Raw genomic sequence first — 26,236 nt, forward strand, 5'->3', positions numbered from 1 at the left:
CGGGGCTAAATTGACGTCTCGTTTTCATTGTTCCTAAATTTACTGTGACTAAATTGTTTTACAATTTTTGTCCAGTCTTTTAGGGGGCTAAGACACTATCCGCTTCCTTACTTTCTTCAAAATTCTAATGACAGGTCTTTGTTCTTTTTGGTTACTTCTCAATGGCACTTCCAACTGTATGGCCGCCGTTTGGAATAAATCAATCTGATGCTGCCTTCCAATGTATCCTTTATCGCCTGTTATGGTGCAATTGCTGAACAATTCTTTTACATCTTTTAAGTAATGAACATCATGCACACTTGCTTTGGTTAAATCCAGCGATGCTATTACGCCGGCGACGGAACAAACGCTGTGCAATTTGTAGCCATAGAAATATTTCTTTTGGGAAGCACAATACCCTTTGTCGGGACAGTGGTGCAAAGATTCTTTACCCATCTTGTTTCTCCCGTGCCTTGACAGTTTGCAGATTTCAACCGGCATGGAATCTATGGCAAATACATCTGCCTGTTTGTTAAGCCTTGCTGCCATTAGCTTTCGTACCCGTTCCGTCTTTTCAAACAATAACTTCCTGCGGTCATTGTATTGCCTGCGGCTAACGATATTTTTAAAGTCAGCCTGATATTCTTTATTCAATTTTGCAAATAAATAATGCTCGCTGTCTATACTTAAACATTCTGCTGTAAGGCTTAATGCAATCACTTCCATGTCTGAAAACCTGGGCTTTGTACCGCGGCGCGGGTAGTTGCCCTTTGCGTCTGTTTCTTCTTGTATAATTGCTTTCACCACTTCAAAAATTTTATCGAAGTTTGTTTTGATGTTATGCATCTTGTATTGGTAAGTTTGGTCACTCACTTAGACAACTGCATAACATCTTTTGCTTTATCTATATCAAAAAAAACTCCGCCAACGGGTTAAAGCTTAATACATTTAACTTTGAAATCAACCAATTAGTATTTGAACACGCTGCACAGCTTTACTTTAAACTTCTGAAATTTTCAACGCGGTGAAAAGTGAGAAAGTTCGCATCATGATTGTTATGCGCATTTTCTTTTCCGTCAAAAAATGCAGTGCGGGAAAGAACGATAAGATCATTGCCTTCTATTAACCAGTCAACGTATTGAAAGCCGTGATTGACCATATCATCATTTTCAAGTATCACTTTCACATCCTGCCAATGAATAAGGTCAGGCGATTTCCGCAAGGTCAAAACATTGCGGAAAGAAGAAGCGTTACGGCCAGGGTATTGCTTTTGGTATTTTTCCGGAATATCATTAACCAGCGCCCAGTAATATTGGGAAACACTATCGTATTTAATCACAAATTTCTTGCTTCCGCCATCAAAAGGAATAAAGCCAGTTTTGCTGTTAAAGCTTAAGGTTTTTCCATCAGGCGAAAGGGCTACCATTGCCGCCTTTTCATCAAACCCCGATTTTTGGGCCACCCGCAGCATATCCCACATTTGCCCGCTTTTATCTGCCACAAAATTCCCTTCCAGCCATCCATCAAAATTTCCATCCAAATATGTGCTGTCATAATACTGAACGGTGGATGTGCTCCATGATTTGAATTGCAATAAGTCTGCATCCACCGGCGCTGACATTATCATGGCGCCATAGCGTTTTCCCCATTCAAGTATTGGCCCGTGGGCAGTTTCCATCGGGTGCCACAACCGGCCTTTGTATTCTATTACAGGCATCGGGGCGCAGTGAAATTCGCCTGTAAGCAATACGCCGTTTTCTTTATTCGCAGGCGTTGTCCATATTTTACCACCATCTAATGATTTCCTAATCATTACCGTGCCATGATGGCGGTCTGGCCCCAGCAAATACAATGCACCTTTATGCACAAACAACGAACTCCAGAAAGCGCCTTTAATCGTGCTGATTTTTTCCCAGGAACGGCCTTTATCTTTCGATGTAAAAATCTCTGTTTCCGCCTGTGACCATTCAGAACTTCCGGGGCCAAAAAAGTCGTGGGAAGCCACATAATTTCCATTGGGAAGAATGGCCAGGCTTGGAGAACCTATATATTTTTGTGCAGGCGCAGGAGAATGGCAAACAACCACACCGGGAACAGTTGCTGTTTGAGCATGGGCAAAGTTTAACCAAACTAATCCTATTATTAGCCCAACCAATTTATTTTTCATTGCTGATATTTTAGTTGTCGAAACTTCTTTAGGCTACTTGTTTGTATTCTTCATTACAAGCATTCGCATGGTGCAATATAATTACGCTATACTACATTTGAATTTGCGGCAAGTTTAAATCAATTGCAACAACACATCATTTTCTCAACAGCATTTTTATACATAAGAATCTTAGGTATATTTACTCTATGAACGACAACAGCCAGTTATTCAAAGGCACATTAACAACCGTTGTGCTAAAACTGCTTAATGATAATAAAAAAATGTATGGCTATGAAATTACCAGGAAAGTAAAGGAATTAACGAATGGCAATATTCAATTAACGGAAGGAGCATTATACCCGGCCTTACATAAACTGGAAGCAGATGGTTTAATAGAATCTTCAATAGAATTGGCTGGTAACAGGCAAAGAAAATATTATCATTTAACCAAAACCGGAAAGAAAGAAATAAAACTTAAACTCGCAGATTTTTCCAGTTTTATTGCAGATATTCAAAATATTTTAAACCTTAAACCATCTTTATAAATCGTGGAAAATTTAAGAACCAATTTCAACCTGTCTGAAAAAGAAATACAATCATTATTTCGCTTTGTTGAAAAAAAATCTGTTCGCTGGTACGATCTTCAAATTGAAATTGTAGATCATTTAGCATCAAGCATTGAAGATGAAATAAGCCTTATTCCTGGTATATCATTCGAATCTGCATTAGAAAATGTATATAAAGGTTTTGGCATTTTTGGTTTTGCAAAAATTGTAGAAGAGCGTCAGAATCATCTTGCGAAGGCTGTGAAAAAAAGATGGTGGTCTGAAATAAAAAATATGTTCAAATGGCCTGAAATAGCGCTTTCCATATTGATTGTATCAGGATTGTCAATATTATCTAAGCTGTTACAGCATAGTTTAGAAATATACTTTTACATTATTTATTTTGGAATTATATCAATCCCTATGATTTCCGTATTACAAAGGAAAAACGTAAAAAAACCGCTACTGTTATTAGAGAAAGGCTCCATGTATATGTCAGTATCCACTTTCTTTCAATTTTTTATAATACCATTCAGCTTACGTATCTCGCCTTTATTGTTTGTTGTTCTTCTTTTTATAACAACACTATTCGAAATGGCTACATTTAAAACATATATCAGCATAAGAAAAAAGGCTGAAGCGCTTTATCCTGCTGCGTTTAATTAAAATTGAATTGCCACTGGCGGTACGGCGTGGTTACAATAACTGTGTTACATTAATAACAAATCTCTATCTGTGCCTGTTACTTAAATACTATAATCAGCCACCGAGAGAAGTGTTCCACCGGGTCTTTTTTTTGCACTTTCAGCAAATGCTGAATTGCTGCCGCTACGATGCAGGACAGCGCTCATAGGTGATGCGGTAAGCCCGGCTATAGCATGGGTTCTCATCAGGTTTGCCACTGTCATGCCATACAGCCGCAGGTAGTAAGGCTGTAAAAATTTGTCATAAGCCGACATGCTTAAAATAATGGCATCAACATCCCCCTCTAATATTTCAATACTAACAGGCTGGCCTTCGTTTAGAAATGTTATTTGTATGGCATCATAATTAAATGTTGGCGCATCGGCAAGATCTGTTTTATAAGGCCCGAATTTTTCATACTCCTCCCCTAATTCAAATTTTGCTTCGTCAGCATCTTTGCTTGCATCCAGGTCTGAATCGTATCCTCTTGTGTAATTCAAATCATAAGGCGGCGTTTTCCTGCAAATGAAGTAATGGTATTTGCCATCGCGAAAACAATCGGCTGCTTCTGCCAGGCGTTTGGCAAGCCCTGCATTTAAAAATGATTGTGACATGGTGTATTATTTTAAGTGAGTAAGAAGCGGAAGGTTAGTTTTCAAAAGTTACCCCTAATTTATTTTATTATTTTAGGATTACAAAAAAAAATTATATATTAGAAACAGCTTTCAGGGCAATATAACTTCGTTAATCAGGAACCGTATCTATGCGCAAGCTAGCCGCAATAATATTTACAGACATAGAAGGTTTTACAAAACTGATGCAGCATAATGAAACTGAAGCCATGCATGTTTTGGAACGGTATAAGCAAACCTATCTCCACCAGGTAAAGCAGTTTAGAGGGCAGCATATAAAATTCCTGGGAGATGGAACGCTTACTATTTTTTCTTCGGTAATTGACGCTGTAAATTGTGCAATTGCTTTACAGCGGGCATTGCAAACAGAACCTATTATTCCTGTGCGTATAGGCATACACCAGGGCGATATAATTATTGAAAAGAAAGATGTAATTGGAGATGCTGTAAACCTTGCTTCACGCATTCAGCCGTATGGAATTGGCGGCAGCATTATCCTTTCAGAAAAAGTTTGCACAGAACTGCAAAATCATAGTGAAATTTCAACCGTTGCCTTAGGCAGTTTCCATCTGAAAAATATATTCCAACCCGTAAACCTGCACGCTGTTATAGCAGACGGGATTAAGGTTCCTTATATTCATAAACTAAATGAAAGCGGGCAGCAATCATCATTAAATCAACCGGTAAAAACCGGCAGTGCATTCAGGACTCTGCTAAAAAAGCCGCGGCTATTACGAGTTACCTTACCGATCCTGGTTATTGGATTGCTCTCGACTTGGTTTGTGGCTAAAACAACAGCTGGCAAAACTGATGAACTGTTAAAGGTTATTGCTGTATTTCCATTTGAAAGCATAGATGCCGGTGAACAAAATACTGTATTTGCTAAAGGGCTTACAGAGGAAATGATAGCTTTACTTTCTTCCAATCCCGGACTAACTATCAAAGAAATACCGGCCAATGTTGCCAGTAATAATAAAGACAACTTAAAAAAGCTGTTACATGAAATTAAAGCAGGTTCTATATTAGAAGGGAAAGTGCAGCATGATAATGATAAGCTTTATGTTTTTGTGAACCTGCAAAACATTTCAACCGGCGAAGTTATCTGGTCGAAAACCTATCGTGAAAAGTTTGAAGACCTGATGTCGGTACAGCAGCAGGTGGCAATTAAAATCAGCGAATCTCTAAATACAGGCCTCGGCCCGGCAGGAACAAAAAGTTTTGCCTCAGGCAGGACTAATAACCCGGAAGCATACCGGTTTTACATTGAGGGACGTGTTGCACTGAGAAAACGTACTCCCCGGTCAATGCAGGAAGCTATAAGTTTATTTAATAAAGCAATAAAGGAAGACAGCAATTTTGCCCTGGCTTATTCGGGCCTGAGTGATACATATACCATACTTATTGATAATGGCTATCTGCCATATAATTCGGGTATAAACCTTGCAAGAAATGCAGTTAACCATGCTTTTAAGCTTGATTCATCTTCAGCAGAAATACGTGCATCAAGGGCTATTTTTTTTAGCTCGCTTGAAGGAAGATATGCTGATGCAGTGAAGGAGTTAAGGCTGGCACTTTCCATCAGGCCCAAATATGCAGATGCAAACCAATGGTATGCTTTGGAACTCGCAGCAGCGGGGCAATTTGATTCCGCTGTTTCCCATATTGACAAAGCACTTCTTCTTGACCCTTATTCCGAAAGAATATGGGCTAACAAGGCGTTAATACTCAAATTTGCCCGGCAATACAAAGAAGCTATCAAAGTGCTTAATCATGCTATAGATAGCTGCATTGACAATTGCCAATTGCTTTACAGGTACAAAACTGAATGTCATTTCTGGCTCGGGCAAACAGATTCGGTGCTTTCTTATGCAGCACTTAATAAGGATAATTTACGTAATGCTTTATTCTGGAAAACTGTGTTTAATCACGATAAATCAAAATTGCAACAAATGCTTAATGAACAGCTAAAGAACGAACATATAAATTATACAGAGATGGCCCTGCTTTGCGCATTTATGGAAGAAAATGAAAAGGCTTTATACTTTATTAAAAACGCATACAACAATAAAGAATTCAGTTCGCTGATATACCTGAAAGTAGAGCCTGGTTTTGACAATCTTCATAAAGAAAATGTATTTATTGATATAACAAATAAGCTGGGTTTGTGATAGATCAAACAAGGTAATTTATTGCTTTGCCGACTAAAAGTTTCACTTAAAAAAGCTTTGCCATTTACTGGTATTGTGCACCATAAATTTCTTCACTCTTTACTACACACCTCAACTTCAAAAAGTATACAATTTACTCAATCGTACTGCAACTAAACGTACCCGTAGGAAGATTTTAAATACACACCATCAACAATAATTATTCAACCAAATATTAAAAAAACTTTTTAGTGTATGTCATTTACCTTTATGCCCCTCCTATCTAAAACTTCACGTTTACTCCTTAGCCCGGTAATGATTTTTTAATATACTAAAAACAAAAACAATGAGAACTTCGCAACGCCGCTACGCCCTTCGCAGAAGAGTGTTATTCTCTCTGCCTTCAGTTTTAATGATTTTATTTATTGCAGGATGCAGCAAGCTTCCAGATTTGCCATCTGCAAAGGTTACAACTGTAGCCAGCGGCCTGATGGCGCCTATGGGTATTGAAACAGACTGGCATGGTAATATTTGGGTAGCAGAAACAGGCACTGCCCATAACGATGGTAAAGTTGTTGTAATTGTGCCGGGCTCAGATAAAAATGCAACTGCAACCTATGATGCCATTATTAACCTTTCGTCCATCACGAACGCATTGTCGGGAGAAGTTGAAGGTCCGGCCCACATGCTTTTTGATAACGGGATATTATATATATTGGCCGGCGATTTTTTATATACGGCTGATGTGAGCTCTTTCAGACCGGGCGATCCTGCAATTGATGCCACAACATTGTCACATGAGGATATAGGAAGCTATGTTCGTTCACTGAATATTGTTACGCCAAACGACAGTCATCCTTATAATCTTACCAAAGGGCCTGGTGGCGATATATACATTGCAGATGCCGGAGCCAATGCAATTATACAACGTAAAAAAGCCGGCGACTACAGTGTGTTTGCGCAATTTCCAGATTTTCCCAATCCCACATCTGTAGGCCCACCATACATTCAAAGGGTGCCTACCGGAATTATTTTTAACGGAAATGGATTTTTGGTATCAACACTTACAGGTTTTCCTTTTCTGAAGGGAGAAGCAGTTATTTACAGGGTTTCCATGGCAGGCAAAATATCTGTGTATAAGAAAAATCTTACAACACTTACCGATATAGCCCCCGGTAATTTCTTCGGAGAAGCTGTATTACATTTTGCAAATTTTGGCGCCACTGATTTTGAGCCCAATACCGGCTCATTGCTTTTGACCAATGGCCTTACAACAAAAACCATTGCAGATGGATTGAACATGCCAGCCGGCCTTAAGCAAACCAATCACAAGAGTTGGTATGTAACTTCTTTAGCCGATGGAACGCTTTTAGAAATTTCATATACCGGCGGAGGTAATTAAGCTGGTAACATAAATAATAATGGCGCAATTAAAAAATTGCGCCATTATTATTTAAGGCCTTTTTATTATTCGTTTAGCCGGGCGTTGCGCAGCTTGGCATAATTACCTGGTAATTACTTAGAAAGTATATCTCGCAGATACACCAAAATTGGGATAAACCCTGTCGTAATAATCGTAAGCTTCCGTAACATTTATTGTCGGGCGTATATCTGCAGATACACTTAGAGGTATTTTGGCAAACTTATAATCTGCACCTCCCGTAGGAAATAAACCCAGGTTAAAACCGCGGCGGTCTTTGTTGTCTGAAAAAGAATTTGAAACAACCACGCCACCTCCTATAAACCATTTTAAACCTTCTACCGGTTTTATATCAAAATGATGCTGGTAAACGCCTGAGAAAGATACATTCACCCAATCATTAGCATGACGGCTGTAAGGGCGGATGCCAAGGTCAAACTCAAGGGCGCCCGGCTGTGTTATAAACGTTTTATAGGCCGCTGCCGCTGCATCATAATAGCCACTGCCTAAACGCACACCGATTGATTGCTTATAACTGCTGCTTTGCGCAAACAAGCTCATGGCAGTGTATGCAAATACTACTGTAAAAATTAGTTTTAATTTCATAGCAATAAAATTTAAAGGCGGCAAAAATAACAAACGCAGTTATGTTGTAAAAAGCGCAGCCGTTACTATTGAGAACATTAACAAAGGCTGAACATAAAATGCATGACTGTCTTGCAGGCTAAACGTTCTGGAATCAAACAAATTATTTTGCACAGATATAAACCTGCATTATCTTCAAAACCCAAAATATCAGCACGTATGAAAAAAACAATTTTTATCTCACTTCTTGGCATTTGCCTTTTCACCTTAAAGGTTTCTGCCCAGGATTCTACAACCGAAACAATCAGCAGCGCCCCTGCATTTTCCATTGCCGACAGTTCAACATTTACCGGCAAGTATAAATATGAAGGATTGCCTTTTGAGTACATGGAAATAAGTGTAAAAGATGGCAAGCTTTATTATTCCGGAGGTGAATACAACGGCCCGCTGGATGCTATAAGCGATAAAAAGGATGCTTTTGATGCAAGTGGTGCAGCCACATTTACTTTTTTACGGGATGGCGATAATAAAGTTACCACACTGCAGATAGATTACCAGGGACAAATCTATACGGGCAACAAAGAATAAACAAGAAGCATAATATCCTTTTATAAAATTCAGGCCGTTTCCTTTTGAAGCGGCTTTTTGTTATTTCCTCTTCCTGCAAAACAAAGCTCGCTGATTTAAATGGCAACGGCTATTACTCTTTACTTAAAAATATTTTCAGAGATATATTCTTTGGATTATAATAATGTTTTCTTTTGCAGTCTAAACTTTTAAAAAAATGAAACTAAACGCTTTGAGATGGGCACTCTCCGCCCTTATTATTTTTTCAATCCATTTAAAAACTCATGCCCAGGTAAGTGTTGGCCCTGAAATCGGTTTTACAGCTTCGGGACTTTATAATGACAATGATATTTATGCAGGGCTTAATTATCATGGAGGCGTAACAGCACATTTTCAGCTTACAAATTTTCTGGCAATAAGGCCTTCGCTGTTATTTAAAGCCGGTGATATGGAAATAGCCGATGATTACTATGATGAAAAGTATTCGCTTAACCGCATTTCATTACCTGTTCCCATTATGTACTCACACATATTTGGCAATAACAGTACCTTGTTTGCAGGCGCCGGGCCTAACCTCATGTATAATATTTCCGGTAAATATTCCTCTGCTGGTTACACCAGTAAAATTGAATTTGGAAGCGATACGGCAGGGCAGATAAAACGCTTTGATATTGGCCTCCAGTTAAAAGGCGGTTACCAGTTTGCCAATGGTATTTCATTGAGCACTTTCTTTAACCTCGGTCTTTCCAATCTTTCCAATGACTCTTATTATAAACTGAAAAGCATGGATGCTTTCGGTTTTTCAATCGGCTGGATGTTTGGCAGCAATTCAAGTGATTATTATTAGTTTTTTAATTTATATAACAAGCCGGCTCATTACACCTGGCCGGCTTGTTATCGTTTTGACCGATTACTATATGGTCAAAGTTTTTGTGCCTGTTATACTATCCTGGGTAAGCAAATAATTCAGGTTTAAAAGAAAGTTTTAAACCCCTTATATCATCTGAAGCAGGCGCTTCAAACACTTCAAGATGAAAGTATTTTATAGCGGATAATAAATGATCAAAAATATCAGCCATAATATCTTCATACACTGCCCAACGCGTATCTGTGGTAAACATATACAATTCAATCGGCAACCCATATTCGCTCGGCGATAATTGACGAACAAGTAAAGTCATATCTTTTCTTATGCGCGGATGTTGTTGTACATATTTATTAATGTATTGCCTGAACAAACCTATGTTTGTCATGTTACGCCCGTTTACCGGCATTGTTCTGTCAGGAAAATGTTTTTCATTATAAAGGTCTATTTCTGCCTGTCGCTCTTCAATGTAAGCTGACAATAACTGTATTTTTTTCAGCTCTGTTATCTCTTCTTTAGAAACATAATGAATGGAAGAGATTTTTATGTTGATGGCACGCTTTATTCTTCTGCCACCGGCATTTTGCATGCCCCGCCAATTTTTAAAAGAATCGGTAATAAGATAATAGGTTGGAATAGTTGTAATTGTTTTATCCCAGTTCTGCACTTTCACGGTGTTAAGATTTATTTCAATCACATCTCCATCGGCGCCGCATTTCGGCATTTCAATCCAGTCTCCTACCCTAACCATATCGTTTGTTGAAACCTGTATGCTGGCCACAAAACCAAGAATAGTGTCTTTAAATATAAGCATTAAAATAGCAGACGCTGCGCCCATTGCGGTTAAAAATGCCCAGGGAGATTGGCCGGTGAATGTGGAAAAGATTAAAACGCCGGCTATGAAAAACATAAAGATATTTACTACCTGTAAATAGCTGTCAAGCGGTTTTCCTTCAAAACTTTTTTTGGTTTGTAAATGATCTCTGAATGAACGGAGAATTGACCGTATCACCATTACCCAGGCTATCACCAGCAAAACATTGATTAATTTTTTTGCAGGATTTATCCAGCCGGGAAAACCTGTTAATATAACCGGCACTAACTGAATAGAAATATATAAAGGAATTAACCTGGCAATGTTGTTTAAGGTGCGGTTATGCACCAGGTAGTCATCAAATTTGGAGGCAGTTTTCATAGCAGCCCGGCCCACAAAATTTACCAGCACTTTTCTTATAATGACTTGCACGAGCAATAATAAAATCCCAAAAATTAACGCCAGGAACAAGAGATTAATTAAGTGCGCTGAAGTTTCTGAAAGCCCCCAATTCCGCAACATTGCATATGTCCATTCATACAAAAAAAATTTCGTCTTTCCCGATATTGTCTCCATAATAAAAAACGAGTCGTTTGGATGCAGCTTTACATCAATGATAAAAGCGCAAATTTACAAAAGATATACAGGAACGCTGTTATACACACCCCGGGGTCTTCTCAAACTTATTCAACTATTATGTAAGCTGATCTTACAATATATTTACGCGGACATGAAAACAATACAGATGTTCAGCTACAGAATGTTTTATTTACTTGCTTCTTTATGCTGTATATTAAGTACAAATGCGCAGGCGCCCGTTAAAATCGGTGTTTTATCAAAGGGCAGCAACAATGCCATTACAGATGTTGCAGGCGTTTTGGTTGGCCAGAAAACATTAATAAAAGGTGATAGTATTAGAACCGGTGTTACCGTTATAATGCCGCATGCCGGCAACATTTTTCAGCATAAAGTGCCTGCAGCTATTTACACAGGCAACGGTTTCGGCAAGCTTGCAGGCACCACACAAGTGAAAGAATTAGGCAATATTGAAAGCCCAATTATTCTTACTAACACGTTAAGTGTTGCCAACGCCATTAACGCCGGCATCACATACACTTTATCGCAAAAAGGCAATGAAGATATAGCCAGTGTAAACATTGTTGCAGGTGAAACCAATGATGGATATCTAAATGATATACGCGGCAGACATGTAAGTGAACAGGATGTTTCAGAGGCTATAAACAATGCAAAAACCGGTAAGGTAGAGCAGGGTAATGTTGGTGCCGGCACCGGTACGGTTTGCTTTGGGTTTAAAGGCGGTATTGGCACTTCATCAAGGGTGTTGCCAAAAGCTTCAGGCGGTTATACAGTAGGTGTGCTGGTGCAAACAAATTTCGGTGGTGTATTGCAGATAGCCGGTGTGCCGGTAGGAGAAGAATTGGGCAAATACTTCTTAAGCGACCAGCTCAACGATCCCGCCGATGGCAGTTGTATGGTTGTGGTGGCAACCGATGCGCCGTTAGATGCCCGCAACCTGGAACGCCTGGCCAAACGCGCTTTCATGGGCCTGGCAAAAACAGGCGGCATTGCCAGTAATGGCAGCGGCGATTATGTAATTGCTTTTTCTGCCGATACAAGTATCCGCATTCCTCACCAGTCTGCGCAAAAATTATATACAACATCCACCGTTTTTAATGATGATATGTCGCCATTGTTTATGGCTGCTATTGAAGCCACAGAAGAAGCTGTTATCAATTCTTTATTTGCCGCCAAAACCATGAAAGGCCGTAACGGGCATATTGTTGAAGAACTGCCGAAAGACAAAGTAATTTCTATTTTAAAAAAATACAACAGGTACCAGCCATGAAATGGGTATTTATAAACGATGATTTCTTTGAAGAAGACAAAGCCGCTATACAAATAAGTGACCTGAGTTTGCAAAGAGGTTATGGTGTGTTTGATTTTTTCAGAACAGTTAATAACAAGCCACTATTTATAGAAGATTACCTTAACAGGTTTTATCAGTCTGCAAAAGCAATATTCATTACTGTTCCGCTTGAAAGGGAGCAATTAAAAGAAGTTGTTTTTAAACTTACAGAAAAAAATAACCTGCCCGAAAGCGGTATCCGTATCACTGCAACCGGTGGTTATTCTCCGGACGGCTATATGCCTGTTGAAGGCAATATCATCATCCAGCAGCAGCCTTTAAAGCTGCCGCCAAAAGAGAAATATGAAAATGGCATGAAGATCATTACCCATGAATATGTGCGTGATCTTCCTGCAGTAAAATCTATCAATTATTTAATGGGCGTATGGCTTCAAAAAGAAGTAAAAGAAAAACAGGCAGATGATGTATTGTATTATAAGAATAATGTTATAAGTGAGTTTCCCCGCTCAAACATATTTATCGTAAACAATAACGGAGAGCTTTTAACCCCGGCCAGTAATATTCTTGCAGGCATAACACGCAAAAAAGTTCTGGAACTGGCCAAAGACGTTATGCCTGTTACTGCACGTGATATCGGCACAAATGAATTAATGAATGCCGTTGAAGTTTTTATGACCAGCACCACCAAACGTTTATTGCCAATTGTTGAAATTGATGGTAAGAAAATTGGTGATGGCAAGCCCGGAAAAATTACTGCCCGGTTATATGAATTGTTTTTAAAAATGGAACAAAAAGAAACAGCGCCTGCTGCTGCAGGTGCTTAATTTTTAGAAGCCAATGACCGTTTCATTAATTTATCAAGCTTTTTCTCATTAGATGCAATTTTAGACTTCATCGATTCAATATCTTTTTCCATATCTTTTACATCATTCAAAGCCAGCCTTGCATCCTTTGCATCGCCTACAGCATCTTTTGCAGCCCGCTTTGCACGTTTAGCTTTTTTCTTATCAGCAGCATCTTCGCTTAAATTGGCCGCAGCCTGTTTATTTGCTTCAGTACTAATTTTTGCATCATTTGCTTTTTTATCAGCAGTAGTTTTAAGCTCTTCCAGTTTGTCTTCCATATCGGCAAGGCTTTCCTTTTGCTCTTTAATCGTTTGTGTTAATGCAGTTGCTTTTTCTTTGTCTTTAGGATTTGTAATAGAATCAAGCGGCGACTGCGCATGGCTGTTAACACATCCAAATAAAACAAGTGCAAACAGCAAAAAGTAAATTTTTTTCATAGAGTAAACGTTTATAACAAATGTATATGAATGTATGTTATTTCAATAATCTTTTTATCCGTTGATGATGTAATATAACAGCTCCCTTCTCACACCATTTTATGGCCACCTTAAAAAAGGCAAAAAATGATGTTGTATTTTAGCAGCGTATGATTCACCACAGTTTGTTGCTTATTATTTCGTTGTTCTTTGCAATGGCTTTATTGTTTGTGCTGAGCCAGCGAATAAAAATATCTTATCCTATCTTCCTGGTTATTGGCGGGCTGGGTATATCGTTTATTCCGCAAATACCCAATATAAGCGTAAACCCGGATATAGTGTTTCTCATCTTCCTTCCTCCCCTGCTGTTCGATGCCGCCTGGCATACATCGTGGAATAATTTCTGGAAATGGAAACGGTCTATCTTTTTGCTCGGGTTTGGACTGGTGTTTTTTACATCAATGGCGATAGCGCATTTTTCTATTAATATCATTCCCGGTTTTACACTGGCAATGGGATTCCTTCTGGGCGGTATTATTTCCCCGCCTGATGCAGTGGCGGCCGCTTCCGTATTAAAGGGTGCAAAAATCCCAAAAAGGGGTATTGCCATCCTGGAAGGCGAAAGCCTTGTAAATGATGCAGCATCACTCACCGTATTTTCATTTGCTTTGGCTGCAATAAAAACAGGCGAGTTTGTGGCACAGGATGCCATAGTAAATTTTCTTGTGCTTTCGGTAATGGGCGTTTTTGTGGGATTGGTGATTGGCCATCTGTTATATTTCGTTTTAACATCATGGGCAAAGTCTTCCAGCATTACAACGCCTATCACACTAATTGCTCCTTATTTAATGTATATAATTGCTGAAGAATTTAACTGGTCTGGTGTATTGGCTGTAGTGAGCGGCGGGTTGTTTTTATCCTTCCGTTCAAAAGATTTTCTCAACTATCACACACGTATGCAAACAAAAGAAGTGTGGGAAACCATCGACTTCTTATTAAATGGTTTTGTATTTATACTGATTGGCCTGGAGCTGCCCGTAATTATGGAAGGCCTGAAAGGCGAATACCAAATTGATGTGGCCATAAAATATGCGCTTATTATCGCTGCTATTGTAATTGCATTAAGAATTATACTGGTATATGTGATAGAATTTACTCCAAGATGGCTTAGCGCAACCATCAGGAAAAAAGAAAAAAGCCCGGGGCTGAAGTTTCCTTTTATTATAGGCTGGTCTGGCATGAGAGGCGTTGTTTCGCTGGCTTCCGCACTGGCCATTCCGCTCACACTGGATGATGGCAGCGCTTTTCCGCACAGGAACCTTATTCTTTTTATAACATTCGTAATTATTCTTGCAACGCTTGTTTTCCAGGGCCTCACCCTGCCATTCTTCATTAAGCTTTTAAAGGTTGAAGAAATTGATGAATATGTGCCCGATGAAGTGCAAGTAGAAGATATACGGTACCGCATAGCAAAACAGGTGATAAATTATCTCAATGAACATTACCAGGAAGAAATGAAGCAATACGAATCAATAGCCAGGATAAAGGAACAATTTGAAAGAAATATTGAAGCGACAGACAAGGCAAGAGGCGAGGAATTATCAGTAAAAGAATTTGTGGGCTCATCAAGAAAATTATACAAAAACATTATGCTCGATATTATTGAAGAGCGAAGGCGCCTCCTGCATAAACTTGAAGATGAAAGAATTTATGAAGATTATATTATAAGAGATGTGGAAGACAATCTTGATTTAGAAGAAGCACGCCTTAAAAAGCAGTAACAGAACAGCCAGCCGGTACAGTAATTTTACCGGTTAAAAGAACAGTTTTTAGATTAATTGCTAATTTATTTCTTCAAACTTTTAGTAACAACTTCAGGCAAAAAGAGGGAAGCATCCCCGTGGTGCTTTATAATATCCCGAACAATAGTTGAAGCCACATGCGTATAAATTGGTGCGCCGGTAAGAAAAATGGTTTCGATGCTTTTATCCAATGTGCGGTTGGCATCGGCAATAGCTTTTTCATATTCAAAATCGCTCACATAGCGAATGCCGCGAAGAATGAATTTTGCACCTATTTCATTACAAAAATTAATAGTAAGGCCTTCATAAATGGCAGCTTCAATGCCGGGCTCATCTTTAAAAATTTCATTGAACCATTCCAGTCTTTGTTCGGCAGAAAACATAGGAGATTTGGATGCATTTTTGCCAATGCCAATCACTATTTTTTTAAACAAAGGTTTTGCACGAACGATAATATCAATATGGCCTAAAGTAACCGGATCAAACGTACCTGGAAATAAGCAAATACTCATAGCATGCTCCTTGTAATTCCCGAAAAATTATTCCGGGAATTATTATTTATGTTATTAAGAATTCGCGCTTTGCGGGCTTAGCAAATATAAAACCGCCATGCGCACCGCCACACCATTTTCCACCTGGTTTAAAATAATAGAGTAAGGCCCGTCGGCAACATCACTGTCCAATTCAACACCGCGGTTTATGGGGCCGGGGTGCATGATCACAATATCTTTATCAATACTGTCGAGCAAACTTCTTTTTATGCCATAAGCAAGATTGTATTCCCTCAGCGAGGAAAACAATGGCTGATTTTGCCTTTCCAGTTGAATGCGCAACACATTTGCCACATCACACCACTGCAACGCTTCTTTTACATTGTAAGTAACATTTACATTAAATGCTTCCTGCAAATATTTTGGGATAAGCGTTGGCGGCCCTGCAATTGTAATTTCAGCGCCCATTTTTGTAAGTAAATAAATATTGCTGAGCGCTACGCGGCTATGCATAATGTCGCCGATGATAGCAACTTTTAATCCTTCCAGCCTGCCTGTTTTTTCCTGCATGGAATAAGCATCAAGCAGGGCCTGCGTTGGATGTTCATTAATGCCATCGCCTGCATTTACAATGGCTGCAGGAATGTGCTGTGCAAGAAAATGAGGCGCACCTGTGGCGCTGTGGCGCATTACCACCATATCCACTTTCATGCTGAGGATATTATTAACGGTATCAAGCAGCGTCTCTCCTTTTGCTGCAGACGATGTGCCGGCGGCAAAATTTAAAACATCGGCGCTTAAACGCCTCTCCGCAAGCTCAAAAGAAAATCTTGTGCGTGTAGAATTTTCGTAGAAAAGATTTACGATTGTAACATCGCGCAGCGAAGGCACTTTTTTTACAGGTCTTTGTAAAACTTCTTTAAACTGGCTTGCGGTGGAAAGAATTAACTGGATATCTTCTCTGGAGAGATCTTTAATGCCGAGCAGGTTTTTTGATGACAGCTTCATTAAAAAGCGAAGATATAATTTAGTTTGTAGTTTATAGTTTTCAGTTTATAGTTTTTATAAACACATCTTCCAAATTGTAATCAATGTTGGTGATTAATGGAATCTTTAAACTTTATACATTCAACTTTAAACAAAAAGAACAACAACTCGTAAACCCGTGAACTTTTAAACTCGTGAACTTTTAAACATTAAACCTTATCATTCTAATATCACTTCATCGCCGCCATGATTTTCCTGCCAGCGCACATATACTTTTTGGGAAGGAAAGGTATCGATGGCGCGGCCAACATAATCTGCCTGTATAGGCAATTCGCGGCTAAAGCGCCGGTCTATCAAAACACATAATTCCACTTTTTGCGGGCGCCCAAAATCAATAAGCGCATCCAAAGCTGAGCGAATGGTGCGGCCTGTCCATAAAACATCATCAATAATCACGATATTTTTTCCTGCAGTGCTAAAAGGTATTTTCGTTGCATTGGCAAGCTTTAACTCTTCGCGAATATCATCCCGGTAAAAAGTAATATCAAGCCTTCCATATAATATTTTATCAGAAGGAATTAAATTTTTCAATTCATCAACAATCCTGTCGCTTAAAAAAATACCCCTTGGCTGAATGCCGATAAGCACTGTATTTTCAAGATTAAGATGATTTTCTAAAATTTGATGTGCCAATCTTTTTACCGTTAACTTAATCTGGTTTTTTGTGAGAATAGATTTCAAAGCGTGGATTTTTTTGGTTTTGAATAAAGATAAAGATTAATTCTATTGGCTAATAAAGAGCAGTAAGATTATTACAGCCGGTGCGATACATAAAGTACCAAGCTTGTTTCAAACGCCAACCTGCGCATACCGGCAAAAAATTTTTACGCATTTCTATTCATTAAAAAAGCCCCTCATTACTGAAGGGCTTTTTAAAAAATAATCCAACAATTTATTTCTGGCTTTTACCGGAACCACTTCCGTTTGCTGCTTTTGATTTATTGAATTTATCAAGTGAGCTCTGCAGTGATTTACCTGTTCCATCTGCAAACTTGTATTCATCAGAATTAGGATCAGGATATATGGCTTTCATTTTTTCAGTAACATCAATCGCCCTTTGGTATTCCTGTTCTTTGGGAACATCGGTTGCATACTGTGCGTAATAAAGCAACAGGTAATAGTAATTGGCAAACATTGATTTTTTAGCATCTTCCGATGTATCTTTTGACAAATATTCATTGTATTGCTCAATTGGCGCAACTGCTAAACCTCTTGTTGAATCCACATCGCTCATTTTCGCAAAACGCGTTCTGAAAGAATAACCTTGTGGTTTATCAGGATATGCAGTTACATATAACATGATCACAGAATCGCCAATCAGGTATTTTGAAGAATCAAATGTTTTTGAAGAATCGGCTTCTTTAGCATCAGTAATTGCTTTTGCAAGATTGAAATATTCTGTTTCTGAAAGTTTGCCGCCGTTTATGGTTTCCATTTTCTTCACAATAGCAAGCTGCCTCCTGTAATTTGCTGAAGCAGCAGCAATTTTGCCTGCTGTAATCAAATATTTCAATTGCTCATCTTTCACTGTATCTAAATCCACAGCTTTTTGCAGATAGGCAATTGCGCTATCTTCACCTCCCGGAAATTTTGCAAAAATGCTGCCGGCAAAAGCGTAGTCTGCAGGCTGAAGCGCATCGGGGTTTGCCACTGCAAAATATTTTTGAATATAAGATTTTGCCTGTACGGAATCGCCTAACCTGTCATAGTTATAGGCATATAATATACTAATGCTCGGATAATCTTTACAGGAACCACTTTCCATTTCTTTTGCTTTCGCCAATGACTCCTGGTATTTACCAGCCCTGAAAAGATAATCACCCACAAAGAATTCTGTTTTACAATCCTTATCAGCATTGGCAATATATTTATCCAGGTATTCTTTTGCTGCTGAAACGTCTGTTTCAGAATAATACTGGAAATATTGAAGATATACAGGGGCAAATGTAGGGTCTGCATTGATAGCCTTGCCGTACCATTCGTTCATAGACTCCTGGTTGCGCTGGCTTTGATAAATAAGCCCGATCCTGTAATAACCCAAAGCAAATTGCGGGTTAATAACAGTAGATTGCCTGAAGGCTTCAAAAGCTTCGCCGCCATGATCGCCGCCTAATTTCAGGTAACATTTTCCGAGATTGATAAATATACCCGGATTTTGAGGATCGATTGAAGCGGCCTGTTTTAATTTATCAATACCATAATTCGGGTCGCCTACAGTGCTTGGGCCATCGGCCATAGCGCGGCCAATTGCATTTAAGATATCAGCGTTAGGCCCTTTATTTCTTCCCTTTGTTTTAGTGGTGGCAGTAATTGCCTGCTCAAACTTTTGCTTTGCAGCATTTATATCGCCACCCTGCAATACATCAACATGAGCGCTGCCAATCCATATCCACGGATCGTTAAGCCCTGCGGTTAATGCATTCTGATAAACGGTTTTTGCACTATCCAGCTGGTCGGCATCCAGGTAAGCCTGGCCAAGCCAGTAAACAGCTTCTGCATCTTTATTACCCGACGCAAGTTTTTCAAACACCTGTTTAGCACTTGTATACCTTTCATAATACAAAAACTTTTTACCATCATCAATGCTTTGCGCAGTAACAATGGTGTACATGCTTAAGAAAGTAACAAGAGATAAGATTGTTTTCTTCATTATTCTGTTGTTTTATTTATGAGATTTGTATTTGACTCCATCATGGATTTTCTAACTGTGAAATTCATTTTAGCCGGTACGAGATAACTTCTCCTGAATATAAGCTGGCCTCTTTCAAGGCTTAAGAAGTTTACAAAACCCGAGCCTAACCCTAAAGTGTTTTCTTTTAAAACAAAAAACAAAGGCCGTACCAAAGGATATTGCCCTGCTGTAATTGTTGCCTGTGAAGGCTTTGCAAATGTGCCTGCTTCACAATTTTTACATTCTATTAGGCCAAACCTGATAGAATCTTTGTACCGTTGCTGAACAGGGTCATCCTCATCGCCCACCCATGAAAAACCTATGAAACCAATTGCATTTTCGTTAGACGAAACATAACTGATCAGGTCTTTGCTATCCGGCGCAGCCATCACATTTTTTCCAAATTCACCCCCCATTAATAAGGAATCTTTTAACATTCGTACGGTGCTTGTAGCATTTCTCCCATCAACAGCAACCAGTTTACTGGTATCCTTTCCGCTTAAATAATCCCTGAGTTTATCAATAGTGAAAAGACTGTCTTTTGACTGTTTGTTTACAATTACAACAATGGCATCATACGCTAAAATATCCCACTGTACCTTAAATGATAATTTATCTTTATAGAATTGGTTTTCTTCTTCACTCAATCCTCTCGAAACAATTATCATTCTTGTGCTGTCTTTCTGCAAATCCCTGAAACAATCGGCTTCTGATTTATAGCTTGCTTCAATATGCGTTCCGGGATGCGATGCTTCATACACCTTGACCTGCTCTGTTATTACAGGTTTAAAGCTTTCATCAACACTTATGAAAATTTTACCTCTTATCGGCGAATCGTATTTGTCAACTTTATTTCTGCAGTTTACAAACGCCAGACATAAAAAAACACTAATGCAAAAACTTATAAAAAGCCTGCGCTCACTCATCATTCAAAAATTAATAATTGTGTTTTATGCCACGGTACACTCTGAATCCTCCATACAGCAAACACAACGTGCCAAAACCATAGCGCATAAGCGAATCAAGGCCTGCAATTAAATCCAATCCAAATTTATCTCCAAAAAAAAGTATGAAAGACATACCAATCATAAGGCCAGCCATGGTAAGATCGTAAATCATACGCATTTGCGTATAACTCTTACGGCGCCTGCTTTCTAAATCGTTATTCATTTAATTCAAAGTTGGCAATATAAAATATTTTTTATTCTTCCGCACCCAGAAATGTTACAGGTAAATTAAAATATACAGAAACTGCAGTACCATTTTGCATGCCGGGTTTCCATAAAGGCATCTTGTTAATAACCCTTATTACTTCTTTATCAAGGTCTTCTCTCCCTTTTGCAATAATTTTCACCAGTTCAATCTTTCCCTGCTTATTTACAACAAATGATGCCCGCACAATAATTTTTTCACCTGCCTGCAAATCATCGGGCTGACGTAAATTCTTCAGCATAAATTTTTTAAGCGCTTCAATGCCGCCGGGATATTCAGGCATCACCTGCGCTTTGAACAAAGGCTTATCTTCTTTTACTGGTTCAGGTTTAACAGTCTCTGTTCCTTTACCAGCACCTGTTTCCACAGGTGGTTTTACAGAGCCATCGTCATCTGCGCCAATAATATTTTGCGCACCAATTATACTCTTACCCAAATCTTCTATTGCCGGCATTTCCGTTGTTTCAATCTTATCAGATATTACCGGCTTGGAATATATTTTCTGGTTAATCTTTTTTTCAACCGGCTTGCTTTCAACCGGCTTAGGTTCTTTAGGCGCCTCTATAACCTTTATCAAATCCTGGTCGGGTATATACACGAGCCGGCTGGAAAGCACCGCATCATTTTTATGATGTATAAACTGCGAAAAAGAAAAAGCAGTTGCTATAAACAAAGTAATTCCGGTAGCATATAATAATGTTTTATTGTAAGATTTTCTGATTGCATAAGCGCCATAATTTTTATTCCTGTTTTCAAAAAGAATATCAAGCAAATCGCTCTGCATAATTTTATCAGGCAGCATAAAATAAAATTTAAATGATGAATAGATTTTGTTACAGAGCGCTCTGCTTATGAGATGCTTTTAATAAAATATTTCCATAAATATTAAGTTCCGGTACTTGTTTGAGTTATACGAAAGTTCCATCAGCCTTTCGTTAGCTATATTTGCGCCTTAATAAATAAGGATAAGATGAGGATTTTAATGGTATGCCTTGGCAATATTTGCAGAAGCCCGCTGGCAGAAGGCATTATGCAGCACAAGGCAGATAAAGCCGGTTTAAACTGGCAGGTTGATAGCGCAGGCACGGCAAATTATCATGTGGGCGAGCCGCCGCACAGGCTTTCGCAAAAAGTGGCTAAACTTAACGGTGTGGATATAAGCAATCAATGCTGCAGGCAGTTTGTAAAAGAAGATATGCTGCGTTTTGATAAAATATACGCAATGGATAAAGACATTTATAATGATATTAAACGCATAAGTGGTGAATTATGGGATCCATCTAAAACCGCTTTACTGATGAATGAAGTTTATCCGGGGAAAAATATGGATGTGCCCGATCCCTGGTATGGCACAGAGCAGGGTTATCACGAAGTATATGCTATGATTGACAATGCTTGTGATATTATCATTAAAAAATACGCACCAACCGTAAAAGATAAAAAGCTTGTATAATATTATTTCATAAAAAGTTCTCGCATTAAGAAGTCAGAGGCATGAAACCATCATTACCACAGGGAACCAGGGATTTTAACGCAACAACCATACGCAAACGCAACTATATTTTCAATACAATAAAAAACGTATTTGAATTATATGGTTTTCAACCGCTGGAAACACCGGCTATGGAAAACCTTGATACGTTAACAGGCAAGTATGGAGAAGAAGGCGATAAGCTTCTTTTTAAGATACTGAACAATGGCCTTGAGCGAAAAGAAAAGCATGAGCAGGCCAGGCTTGATTTTGAAAAAGTGCTGGAGGGCAAAAACGTTGCCGGCATTACTGAACGTGCTTTGCGTTATGATCTCACTATTCCTTTTGCGCGGTACGTCGCTATGAATTACGGGCAATTGAATTTTCCATTTAAACGTTACCAGGTGCAACCTGTGTGGCGTGCAGACCGTCCGCAAAAAGGCCGGTACCGTGAATTTTTCCAGTGCGATGCAGACGTGGTGGGGAGCAATTCTTTATTAAATGAAGTGGAGCTTATCAATATCTATACAGACGTTTTTAAGCAACTGAATGTTGATGTTGAAATAAAAATCAACAACAGGAAAATTCTTTCAGCTCTCGCTGAATTATGCGGTGGCAGCGAAAGAATAACTGATATAACCGTTCCTATTGACAAGCTGGATAAGATTGGCTGGGACAAGGTAAAAACAGAGCTTGCCGACAGAGGCTTGCAGCATTTGCAGATTGAGTTGATTGAACAATACATTTCAATTGACGGGGATAATGAATCTAAAATAAACAATATAAAATCCCTGATAGGCGAAATTGAAATTGGCAGGCAAGGTATCCGGGAACTGGAATTTTTATTGTCGCATAATCAGGATAATGCCAACTTTTCCATAGACTTTACATTGGCGCGTGGTTTAAATTATTATACCGGAACCATTATTGAAATTAAAGCCCAAAACGTGCAGATGGGCAGCATTGGTGGTGGTGGCCGCTATGATGATCTTACAGGTTTATTTGATGTGCCTGGTTTGCCGGGCGTTGGCATAAGCTTCGGCGTTGACAGGATGTATGATGTGATGGAAGAATTGAAATTATTTCCTTCATCATTGCAAACATCAACACAGGTATTGTTTTTTAATTTGGGCGAGGCAGAAAGCAAAGCTGCGTACGATCTTCTCCGGCAATTAAGAAACAATAAAGTAAAAGCAGAAATTTATCATGAGGCTGCTAAGTTTGATAAGCAGTTTAAATATGCCGAACGCAATAACATCCCTTATATTATTATTATTGGCAGCAAGGAACTTGAAGCGGGCAGTTGTGTAATAAAAAACATTGCTACAGGCAAACAGGAAACAATAGAACAAGCAGAGCTTATATCTTTTTCTTTTGAGTAGATGTTGTTTGAAATGTTTGCATAGATAAACGACCTGGCATTTTGGATTCTTTTTAAAGCTTTAAAGTATTTTCATATTAGCATATTTTAAAACATAAATAACTTCAATAAAAAAGAGGTTGTTTGAAATTCAAACAACCTCTTTTTTATTATTCAACCTGAATATTACACATTAAAAAGGAAGTGCATTATATCGCCGTCTTCAACAATATAATCTTTTCCCTGCACAGCTAACTTACCGGCGCTGCGGCATGCAGCTTCACTTTTGTATTTAAGAAAGTCATCATACTTTATAACTTCTGCGCGAATAAATCCTTTCTCAAAATCTGTGTGTATAACACCGGCAGCCTGTGGTGCAGACATACCTCTATGAATCGTCCAGGCCCTTACTTCCTGCACGCCGGCGGTAAAATAAGTGGCAAGGTTTAATAAATGATAGGTTGAACGAATAAGCCGTACAACGCCGCTTTCTTTCAGTCCCAAATCTTCCAAAAACATTTTGCGGTCTTCATAACTTTCCATTACCGCAATCTCGCTTTCAATAGCAGCGCTGATAAATAATATTTCTGCATTCTCATCTTTCACTGCTTCTTTTACAGCTTCGGTGTATTGATTGCCCGTGATTACAGATTTTTCATCCACATTACACACATAAATTACCGGCTTTATGGTAAGCAGGAAAATATCATCAATATATTTTTCACGATCTTTTTCATTCACACTAAAACCCCTTGCATTTTTGCCTTGCTCAAAATGTTGTTTTAATGCTTTTAATATTTCCAATCCTGCTGCTGCATCTTTATCGGTGCGGGCAACTTTTTCAAGCCTTGAAATTTTTTTCTCAACACTTTCAAGGTCTTTCAACTGTAATTCGGTATCAATAATTTCCTTATCGCGAACCGGGTTTACGCTGCCATCCACATGAATTACATTGTCATCATCAAAGCAGCGCAGCACATGAATAATAGCGTCAGTATTTCTAATATTCCCCAGGAACTGGTTGCCTAATCCTTCGCCCTTGCTGGCGCCTTTTACCAGCCCGGCAATGTCAACAATTTCAACGGTAGCCGGAACAACACGCTGCGGGTTTACCAGTTTTTCCAGTTCAAATAATCTTTCATCAGGAACCGTTATAACACCCACATTAGGTTCTATTGTACAAAACGGAAAGTTTGCTGCCTGTGCCTTCGCATTGCTCAATGCATTAAACAAGGTTGATTTTCCTACGTTGGGCAACCCAACAATACCTGCCTGTAAAGCCATAGTAAAAATTGAAATTCAAAAGTAAAAATTCAAAAATGGCCGCAAAAGTAATAATCTTATACAGAACGTTGTGTTATATAAACCTTTATTAATTATTCATTGTTAATTATTAATTTTCCCGCATGGCTTTAAACATTGTATTTATTGCATTCTTTGTTATAGCTTTTATTATCGCGTTAATTAAGTTTTTTGTTGATGGCGATACCACCATTTTTAAAACTTTGGTTGATGGGATTTTCGATTCTGCCAAATCTTCCGTGGTAGATGTTGCTTTCTCTCTTATAGGAACAATGGTTTTCTTTTTGGGACTGATGAATATTGCTGAAAAAGCAGGCGCTATTAACTGGCTGGCAAGAAAGTTAAACCCATTAATGAAAAGGCTTTTCCCCGAGGTGCCGGATGGCCACCCTGTGATGGGTGAAATGGTAATGAATTTCAGCGCTAATATACTCGGCCTTGATAATGCTGCCACGCCTTTTGGCTTAAAATCCATGCAAAGCCTGGAAAATATTAACCCTAACAAAGGCACTGCATCCAATGCGCAGATAATGTTTTTGGTATTGCACACAAGCGGGCTTACATTAATTCCACTTTCAATTTTTACATACAGGATTTCCGTTGGCTCAACAGATGCTACCAGCGTTTTTATTCCATGTGTTCTGGGAACAGTTATTACAACACTTGCTTCCATTATTGTTGTGGGCATTAAACAAAAACTAAAATGGGATGCTGTTTTGCTTGCCTGGATAATAGGTTTGATAGCGCTTGTTGCTGTGTTAATGATAGGCGTAAGCCACATGAGCGCTGCAACTAAAAGCACGTTCAGCACCATAAGCGGCAACCTGATTTTGCTTATAATAATTGTAGCAATTATTGTGGGCGGCGCTTATAAAAAAGTATCGGTTTTTGATGCTTTTATTGAAGGCGCGAAGGAAGGTTTTAACGTAGTGCTGAAAATAATTCCTTACCTCGTTGGAATGCTCGTTGCCATCCGTGTTTTCAGGGATAGCGGGGCGCTTGGTTATATTGTGGATGGCATAAGTTACGTGATACATGCAACAGGGCTTAACAGCGATTTTGTTCCTGCATTACCAACTGCAATCATGAGGCCTTTTAGCGGCAGCGGTGCAAGGGGCATGATGATAGACGCCATGAAAACTTACGGGCCGGATAGCTTTATTGGTAAGCTTTCCAGCACTTTCCAGGGCACCACTGATACTACTTTTTATATTCTTGCATTATACTTTGGCAGTGTTGGCATTAAGAAAGTTCGCTACGCTGTGTGGGCAGGATTGTTTGCAGATATTATTGGCGTGATTGCTGCTATTATTATTGCCTATATCTTCTTTAAGTAATAAACGA

General features: G+C 38.9%; 26 protein-coding genes. 12 read left to right on the forward strand and 14 right to left on the reverse strand.

The genetic code is table 11. The features are described from left to right. Positions 1-87: 87 nt before the first annotated feature. Entirely contained in the window at positions 88-825 is a 738-nt protein-coding gene (locus tag BM015_RS06350) for an IS982 family transposase (RefSeq protein ID WP_090656236.1), read from the reverse strand. Between the two features lie 148 nt (positions 826-973). Then, positions 974-2,146, reverse strand: coding sequence for a sialidase family protein (locus BM015_RS06355; RefSeq protein WP_090656239.1), 1,173 nt, complete (start codon positions 2,144-2,146; stop codon positions 974-976). A gap of 188 nt (positions 2,147-2,334) precedes the next feature. Between BM015_RS06355 and BM015_RS06360 the strand changes: the two genes are divergently transcribed. After that, positions 2,335-2,673 (forward strand): PadR family transcriptional regulator, encoded by a 339-nt coding sequence (locus tag BM015_RS06360; RefSeq protein WP_090656242.1) that lies wholly within the window; start codon positions 2,335-2,337, stop codon positions 2,671-2,673. Between the two features lie 3 nt (positions 2,674-2,676). Next, positions 2,677-3,339, forward strand: a complete 663-nt coding sequence (locus tag BM015_RS06365) for a hypothetical protein (protein ID WP_090656246.1) — start codon at positions 2,677-2,679, stop codon at positions 3,337-3,339. A gap of 80 nt (positions 3,340-3,419) precedes the next feature. Here BM015_RS06365 and BM015_RS06370 read toward each other — a convergent pair whose 3' ends face one another. After that, the gene (locus BM015_RS06370; protein ID WP_090656249.1) at positions 3,420-3,971 is read right to left on the reverse strand and encodes a hypothetical protein; all 552 of its coding nucleotides are present in this window, start codon (positions 3,969-3,971) and stop codon (positions 3,420-3,422) included. 149 nt (positions 3,972-4,120) lie between these two features. Between BM015_RS06370 and BM015_RS06375 the strand changes: the two genes are divergently transcribed. Continuing rightward, positions 4,121-6,157 (forward strand): adenylate/guanylate cyclase domain-containing protein, encoded by a 2,037-nt coding sequence (locus tag BM015_RS06375; protein WP_090656253.1) that lies wholly within the window; start codon positions 4,121-4,123, stop codon positions 6,155-6,157. 325 nt (positions 6,158-6,482) lie between these two features. Beyond that, positions 6,483-7,538, forward strand: coding sequence for a ScyD/ScyE family protein (locus BM015_RS06380; RefSeq protein WP_143075769.1), 1,056 nt, complete (start codon positions 6,483-6,485; stop codon positions 7,536-7,538). Positions 7,539-7,655: 117 nt separating this feature from the next. On the opposite strand, the gene BM015_RS06385 is transcribed toward BM015_RS06380, so the two are convergent. Beyond that, complete coding sequence (locus BM015_RS06385; RefSeq protein WP_090656260.1) at positions 7,656-8,162, reverse strand: hypothetical protein; 507 nt, start codon at positions 8,160-8,162, stop codon at positions 7,656-7,658. 198 nt (positions 8,163-8,360) lie between these two features. On the opposite strand from BM015_RS06385, the gene BM015_RS06390 reads away from it, so the two are divergent. After that, the gene (locus BM015_RS06390) at positions 8,361-8,729 is read left to right on the forward strand and encodes a hypothetical protein (protein WP_143075770.1); all 369 of its coding nucleotides are present in this window, start codon (positions 8,361-8,363) and stop codon (positions 8,727-8,729) included. 196 nt (positions 8,730-8,925) lie between these two features. Then, positions 8,926-9,555 (forward strand): porin family protein, encoded by a 630-nt coding sequence (locus BM015_RS06395; protein ID WP_090656267.1) that lies wholly within the window; start codon positions 8,926-8,928, stop codon positions 9,553-9,555. Positions 9,556-9,652: 97 nt separating this feature from the next. Here BM015_RS06395 and BM015_RS06400 read toward each other — a convergent pair whose 3' ends face one another. After that, positions 9,653-10,819 (reverse strand): mechanosensitive ion channel family protein, encoded by a 1,167-nt coding sequence (locus BM015_RS06400; protein ID WP_218148446.1) that lies wholly within the window; start codon positions 10,817-10,819, stop codon positions 9,653-9,655. A 313-nt stretch (positions 10,820-11,132) separates the two neighbouring features. Between BM015_RS06400 and BM015_RS06405 the strand changes: the two genes are divergently transcribed. Next, positions 11,133-12,254: a DmpA family aminopeptidase gene (locus tag BM015_RS06405; RefSeq protein WP_245751264.1), complete on the forward strand. Its 1,122-nt coding sequence runs from the start codon at positions 11,133-11,135 to the stop codon at positions 12,252-12,254. Continuing rightward, positions 12,251-13,099 (forward strand): aminotransferase class IV, encoded by an 849-nt coding sequence (locus BM015_RS06410; protein ID WP_090656273.1) that lies wholly within the window; start codon positions 12,251-12,253, stop codon positions 13,097-13,099. The genes BM015_RS06405 and BM015_RS06410 overlap by 4 nt, the downstream gene beginning before the upstream one ends. Here BM015_RS06410 and BM015_RS06415 read toward each other — a convergent pair. Beyond that, a complete protein-coding gene (locus BM015_RS06415; protein WP_090656276.1) occupies positions 13,096-13,557 on the reverse strand; it encodes a hypothetical protein in 462 nt (153 codons plus the stop codon). The two genes, BM015_RS06410 and BM015_RS06415, sit on opposite strands and share 4 nt — an antisense overlap. Before the next feature lie 149 nt (positions 13,558-13,706). On the opposite strand from BM015_RS06415, the gene BM015_RS06420 reads away from it, so the two are divergent. Then, positions 13,707-15,317 (forward strand): Na+/H+ antiporter, encoded by a 1,611-nt coding sequence (locus BM015_RS06420; RefSeq protein ID WP_090656278.1) that lies wholly within the window; start codon positions 13,707-13,709, stop codon positions 15,315-15,317. A 65-nt stretch (positions 15,318-15,382) separates the two neighbouring features. Here BM015_RS06420 and coaD read toward each other — a convergent pair whose 3' ends face one another. The 7 genes from coaD to BM015_RS06455 form a co-directional block, all read right to left on the reverse strand. Next, positions 15,383-15,850, reverse strand: a complete 468-nt coding sequence (coaD, locus tag BM015_RS06425) for a pantetheine-phosphate adenylyltransferase (protein ID WP_090656280.1) — start codon at positions 15,848-15,850, stop codon at positions 15,383-15,385. 54 nt (positions 15,851-15,904) lie between these two features. After that, positions 15,905-16,837, reverse strand: a complete 933-nt coding sequence (locus tag BM015_RS06430; protein WP_090656282.1) for an aspartate carbamoyltransferase catalytic subunit — start codon at positions 16,835-16,837, stop codon at positions 15,905-15,907. A gap of 198 nt (positions 16,838-17,035) precedes the next feature. Beyond that, a complete protein-coding gene (pyrR, locus tag BM015_RS06435; protein WP_090656286.1) occupies positions 17,036-17,557 on the reverse strand; it encodes a bifunctional pyr operon transcriptional regulator/uracil phosphoribosyltransferase PyrR in 522 nt (173 codons plus the stop codon). 211 nt (positions 17,558-17,768) lie between these two features. Next, positions 17,769-19,526: a tetratricopeptide repeat protein gene (locus BM015_RS06440; protein WP_090656290.1), complete on the reverse strand. Its 1,758-nt coding sequence runs from the start codon at positions 19,524-19,526 to the stop codon at positions 17,769-17,771. Then, positions 19,526-20,476 (reverse strand): PstS family phosphate ABC transporter substrate-binding protein, encoded by a 951-nt coding sequence (locus BM015_RS06445; protein ID WP_090656292.1) that lies wholly within the window; start codon positions 20,474-20,476, stop codon positions 19,526-19,528. Before BM015_RS06445 ends, BM015_RS06440 begins: the two co-directional genes overlap by 1 nt. A 7-nt stretch (positions 20,477-20,483) precedes the next feature. Then, positions 20,484-20,717 (reverse strand): hypothetical protein, encoded by a 234-nt coding sequence (locus BM015_RS06450; RefSeq protein WP_090656295.1) that lies wholly within the window; start codon positions 20,715-20,717, stop codon positions 20,484-20,486. Between the two features lie 31 nt (positions 20,718-20,748). Further along, positions 20,749-21,561 carry an energy transducer TonB gene (locus BM015_RS06455; RefSeq protein WP_090656298.1) on the reverse strand — a complete coding sequence of 271 codons (813 nt, stop codon included), beginning with the start codon at positions 21,559-21,561 and terminating at the stop codon, positions 20,749-20,751. Between the two features lie 168 nt (positions 21,562-21,729). On the opposite strand from BM015_RS06455, the gene BM015_RS06460 reads away from it, so the two are divergent. Further along, positions 21,730-22,212, forward strand: coding sequence for a low molecular weight protein-tyrosine-phosphatase (locus BM015_RS06460; RefSeq protein WP_245751266.1), 483 nt, complete (start codon positions 21,730-21,732; stop codon positions 22,210-22,212). Positions 22,213-22,253: 41 nt separating this feature from the next. After that, entirely contained in the window at positions 22,254-23,612 is a 1,359-nt protein-coding gene (hisS, locus tag BM015_RS06465) for a histidine--tRNA ligase (protein WP_090656301.1), read from the forward strand. A gap of 164 nt (positions 23,613-23,776) precedes the next feature. Here the strand turns inward: hisS and ychF are convergent, their stop codons facing one another. Then, positions 23,777-24,874, reverse strand: a complete 1,098-nt coding sequence (gene ychF / locus BM015_RS06470) for a redox-regulated ATPase YchF (protein ID WP_090656304.1) — start codon at positions 24,872-24,874, stop codon at positions 23,777-23,779. A 122-nt stretch (positions 24,875-24,996) separates the two neighbouring features. On the opposite strand from ychF, the gene BM015_RS06475 reads away from it, so the two are divergent. Beyond that, positions 24,997-26,229 carry a nucleoside recognition domain-containing protein gene (locus BM015_RS06475; protein WP_090656307.1) on the forward strand — a complete coding sequence of 411 codons (1,233 nt, stop codon included), beginning with the start codon at positions 24,997-24,999 and terminating at the stop codon, positions 26,227-26,229. The last annotated feature ends 7 nt before the right edge of the window (positions 26,230-26,236 follow it).

The sequence above is a fragment of the Parafilimonas terrae genome (assembly GCF_900115755.1).
Taxonomy (GTDB): domain Bacteria; phylum Bacteroidota; class Bacteroidia; order Chitinophagales; family Chitinophagaceae; genus Parafilimonas; species Parafilimonas terrae.

What these genes read in the sequence shown, in the direction of transcription:
- BM015_RS06395 (WP_090656267.1), top strand. Translation starts at nt 8,926, where the DNA reads ATGAAACTAAACGCTTTGAGATGGGCACTCTCCGCCCTTATTATTTTT.
- BM015_RS06420 (WP_090656278.1), top strand. Translation starts at nt 13,707, where the DNA reads ATGATTCACCACAGTTTGTTGCTTATTATTTCGTTGTTCTTTGCAATG.
- ychF (WP_090656304.1), bottom strand. Translation starts at nt 24,874, where the DNA reads ATGGCTTTACAGGCAGGTATTGTTGGGTTGCCCAACGTAGGAAAATCA.
- BM015_RS06430 (WP_090656282.1), bottom strand. Translation starts at nt 16,837, where the DNA reads ATGAAGCTGTCATCAAAAAACCTGCTCGGCATTAAAGATCTCTCCAGA.
- BM015_RS06370 (WP_090656249.1), bottom strand. Translation starts at nt 3,971, where the DNA reads ATGTCACAATCATTTTTAAATGCAGGGCTTGCCAAACGCCTGGCAGAA.
- BM015_RS06475 (WP_090656307.1), top strand. Translation starts at nt 24,997, where the DNA reads ATGGCTTTAAACATTGTATTTATTGCATTCTTTGTTATAGCTTTTATT.
- BM015_RS06355 (WP_090656239.1), bottom strand. Translation starts at nt 2,146, where the DNA reads ATGAAAAATAAATTGGTTGGGCTAATAATAGGATTAGTTTGGTTAAAC.
- BM015_RS06360 (WP_090656242.1), top strand. Translation starts at nt 2,335, where the DNA reads ATGAACGACAACAGCCAGTTATTCAAAGGCACATTAACAACCGTTGTG.
- BM015_RS06410 (WP_090656273.1), top strand. Translation starts at nt 12,251, where the DNA reads ATGAAATGGGTATTTATAAACGATGATTTCTTTGAAGAAGACAAAGCC.
- BM015_RS06455 (WP_090656298.1), bottom strand. Translation starts at nt 21,561, where the DNA reads ATGCTGCCTGATAAAATTATGCAGAGCGATTTGCTTGATATTCTTTTT.
- BM015_RS06385 (WP_090656260.1), bottom strand. Translation starts at nt 8,162, where the DNA reads ATGAAATTAAAACTAATTTTTACAGTAGTATTTGCATACACTGCCATG.
- BM015_RS06405 (WP_245751264.1), top strand. Translation starts at nt 11,133, where the DNA reads ATGTTCAGCTACAGAATGTTTTATTTACTTGCTTCTTTATGCTGTATA.
- BM015_RS06415 (WP_090656276.1), bottom strand. Translation starts at nt 13,557, where the DNA reads ATGAAAAAAATTTACTTTTTGCTGTTTGCACTTGTTTTATTTGGATGT.
- BM015_RS06450 (WP_090656295.1), bottom strand. Translation starts at nt 20,717, where the DNA reads ATGAATAACGATTTAGAAAGCAGGCGCCGTAAGAGTTATACGCAAATG.
- BM015_RS06375 (WP_090656253.1), top strand. Translation starts at nt 4,121, where the DNA reads ATGCGCAAGCTAGCCGCAATAATATTTACAGACATAGAAGGTTTTACA.
- hisS (WP_090656301.1), top strand. Translation starts at nt 22,254, where the DNA reads ATGAAACCATCATTACCACAGGGAACCAGGGATTTTAACGCAACAACC.
- coaD (WP_090656280.1), bottom strand. Translation starts at nt 15,850, where the DNA reads ATGAGTATTTGCTTATTTCCAGGTACGTTTGATCCGGTTACTTTAGGC.
- BM015_RS06390 (WP_143075770.1), top strand. Translation starts at nt 8,361, where the DNA reads ATGAAAAAAACAATTTTTATCTCACTTCTTGGCATTTGCCTTTTCACC.
- BM015_RS06445 (WP_090656292.1), bottom strand. Translation starts at nt 20,476, where the DNA reads ATGATGAGTGAGCGCAGGCTTTTTATAAGTTTTTGCATTAGTGTTTTT.
- BM015_RS06350 (WP_090656236.1), bottom strand. Translation starts at nt 825, where the DNA reads ATGCATAACATCAAAACAAACTTCGATAAAATTTTTGAAGTGGTGAAA.
- BM015_RS06380 (WP_143075769.1), top strand. Translation starts at nt 6,483, where the DNA reads ATGAGAACTTCGCAACGCCGCTACGCCCTTCGCAGAAGAGTGTTATTC.
- BM015_RS06440 (WP_090656290.1), bottom strand. Translation starts at nt 19,526, where the DNA reads ATGAAGAAAACAATCTTATCTCTTGTTACTTTCTTAAGCATGTACACC.
- BM015_RS06460 (WP_245751266.1), top strand. Translation starts at nt 21,730, where the DNA reads ATGAGGATTTTAATGGTATGCCTTGGCAATATTTGCAGAAGCCCGCTG.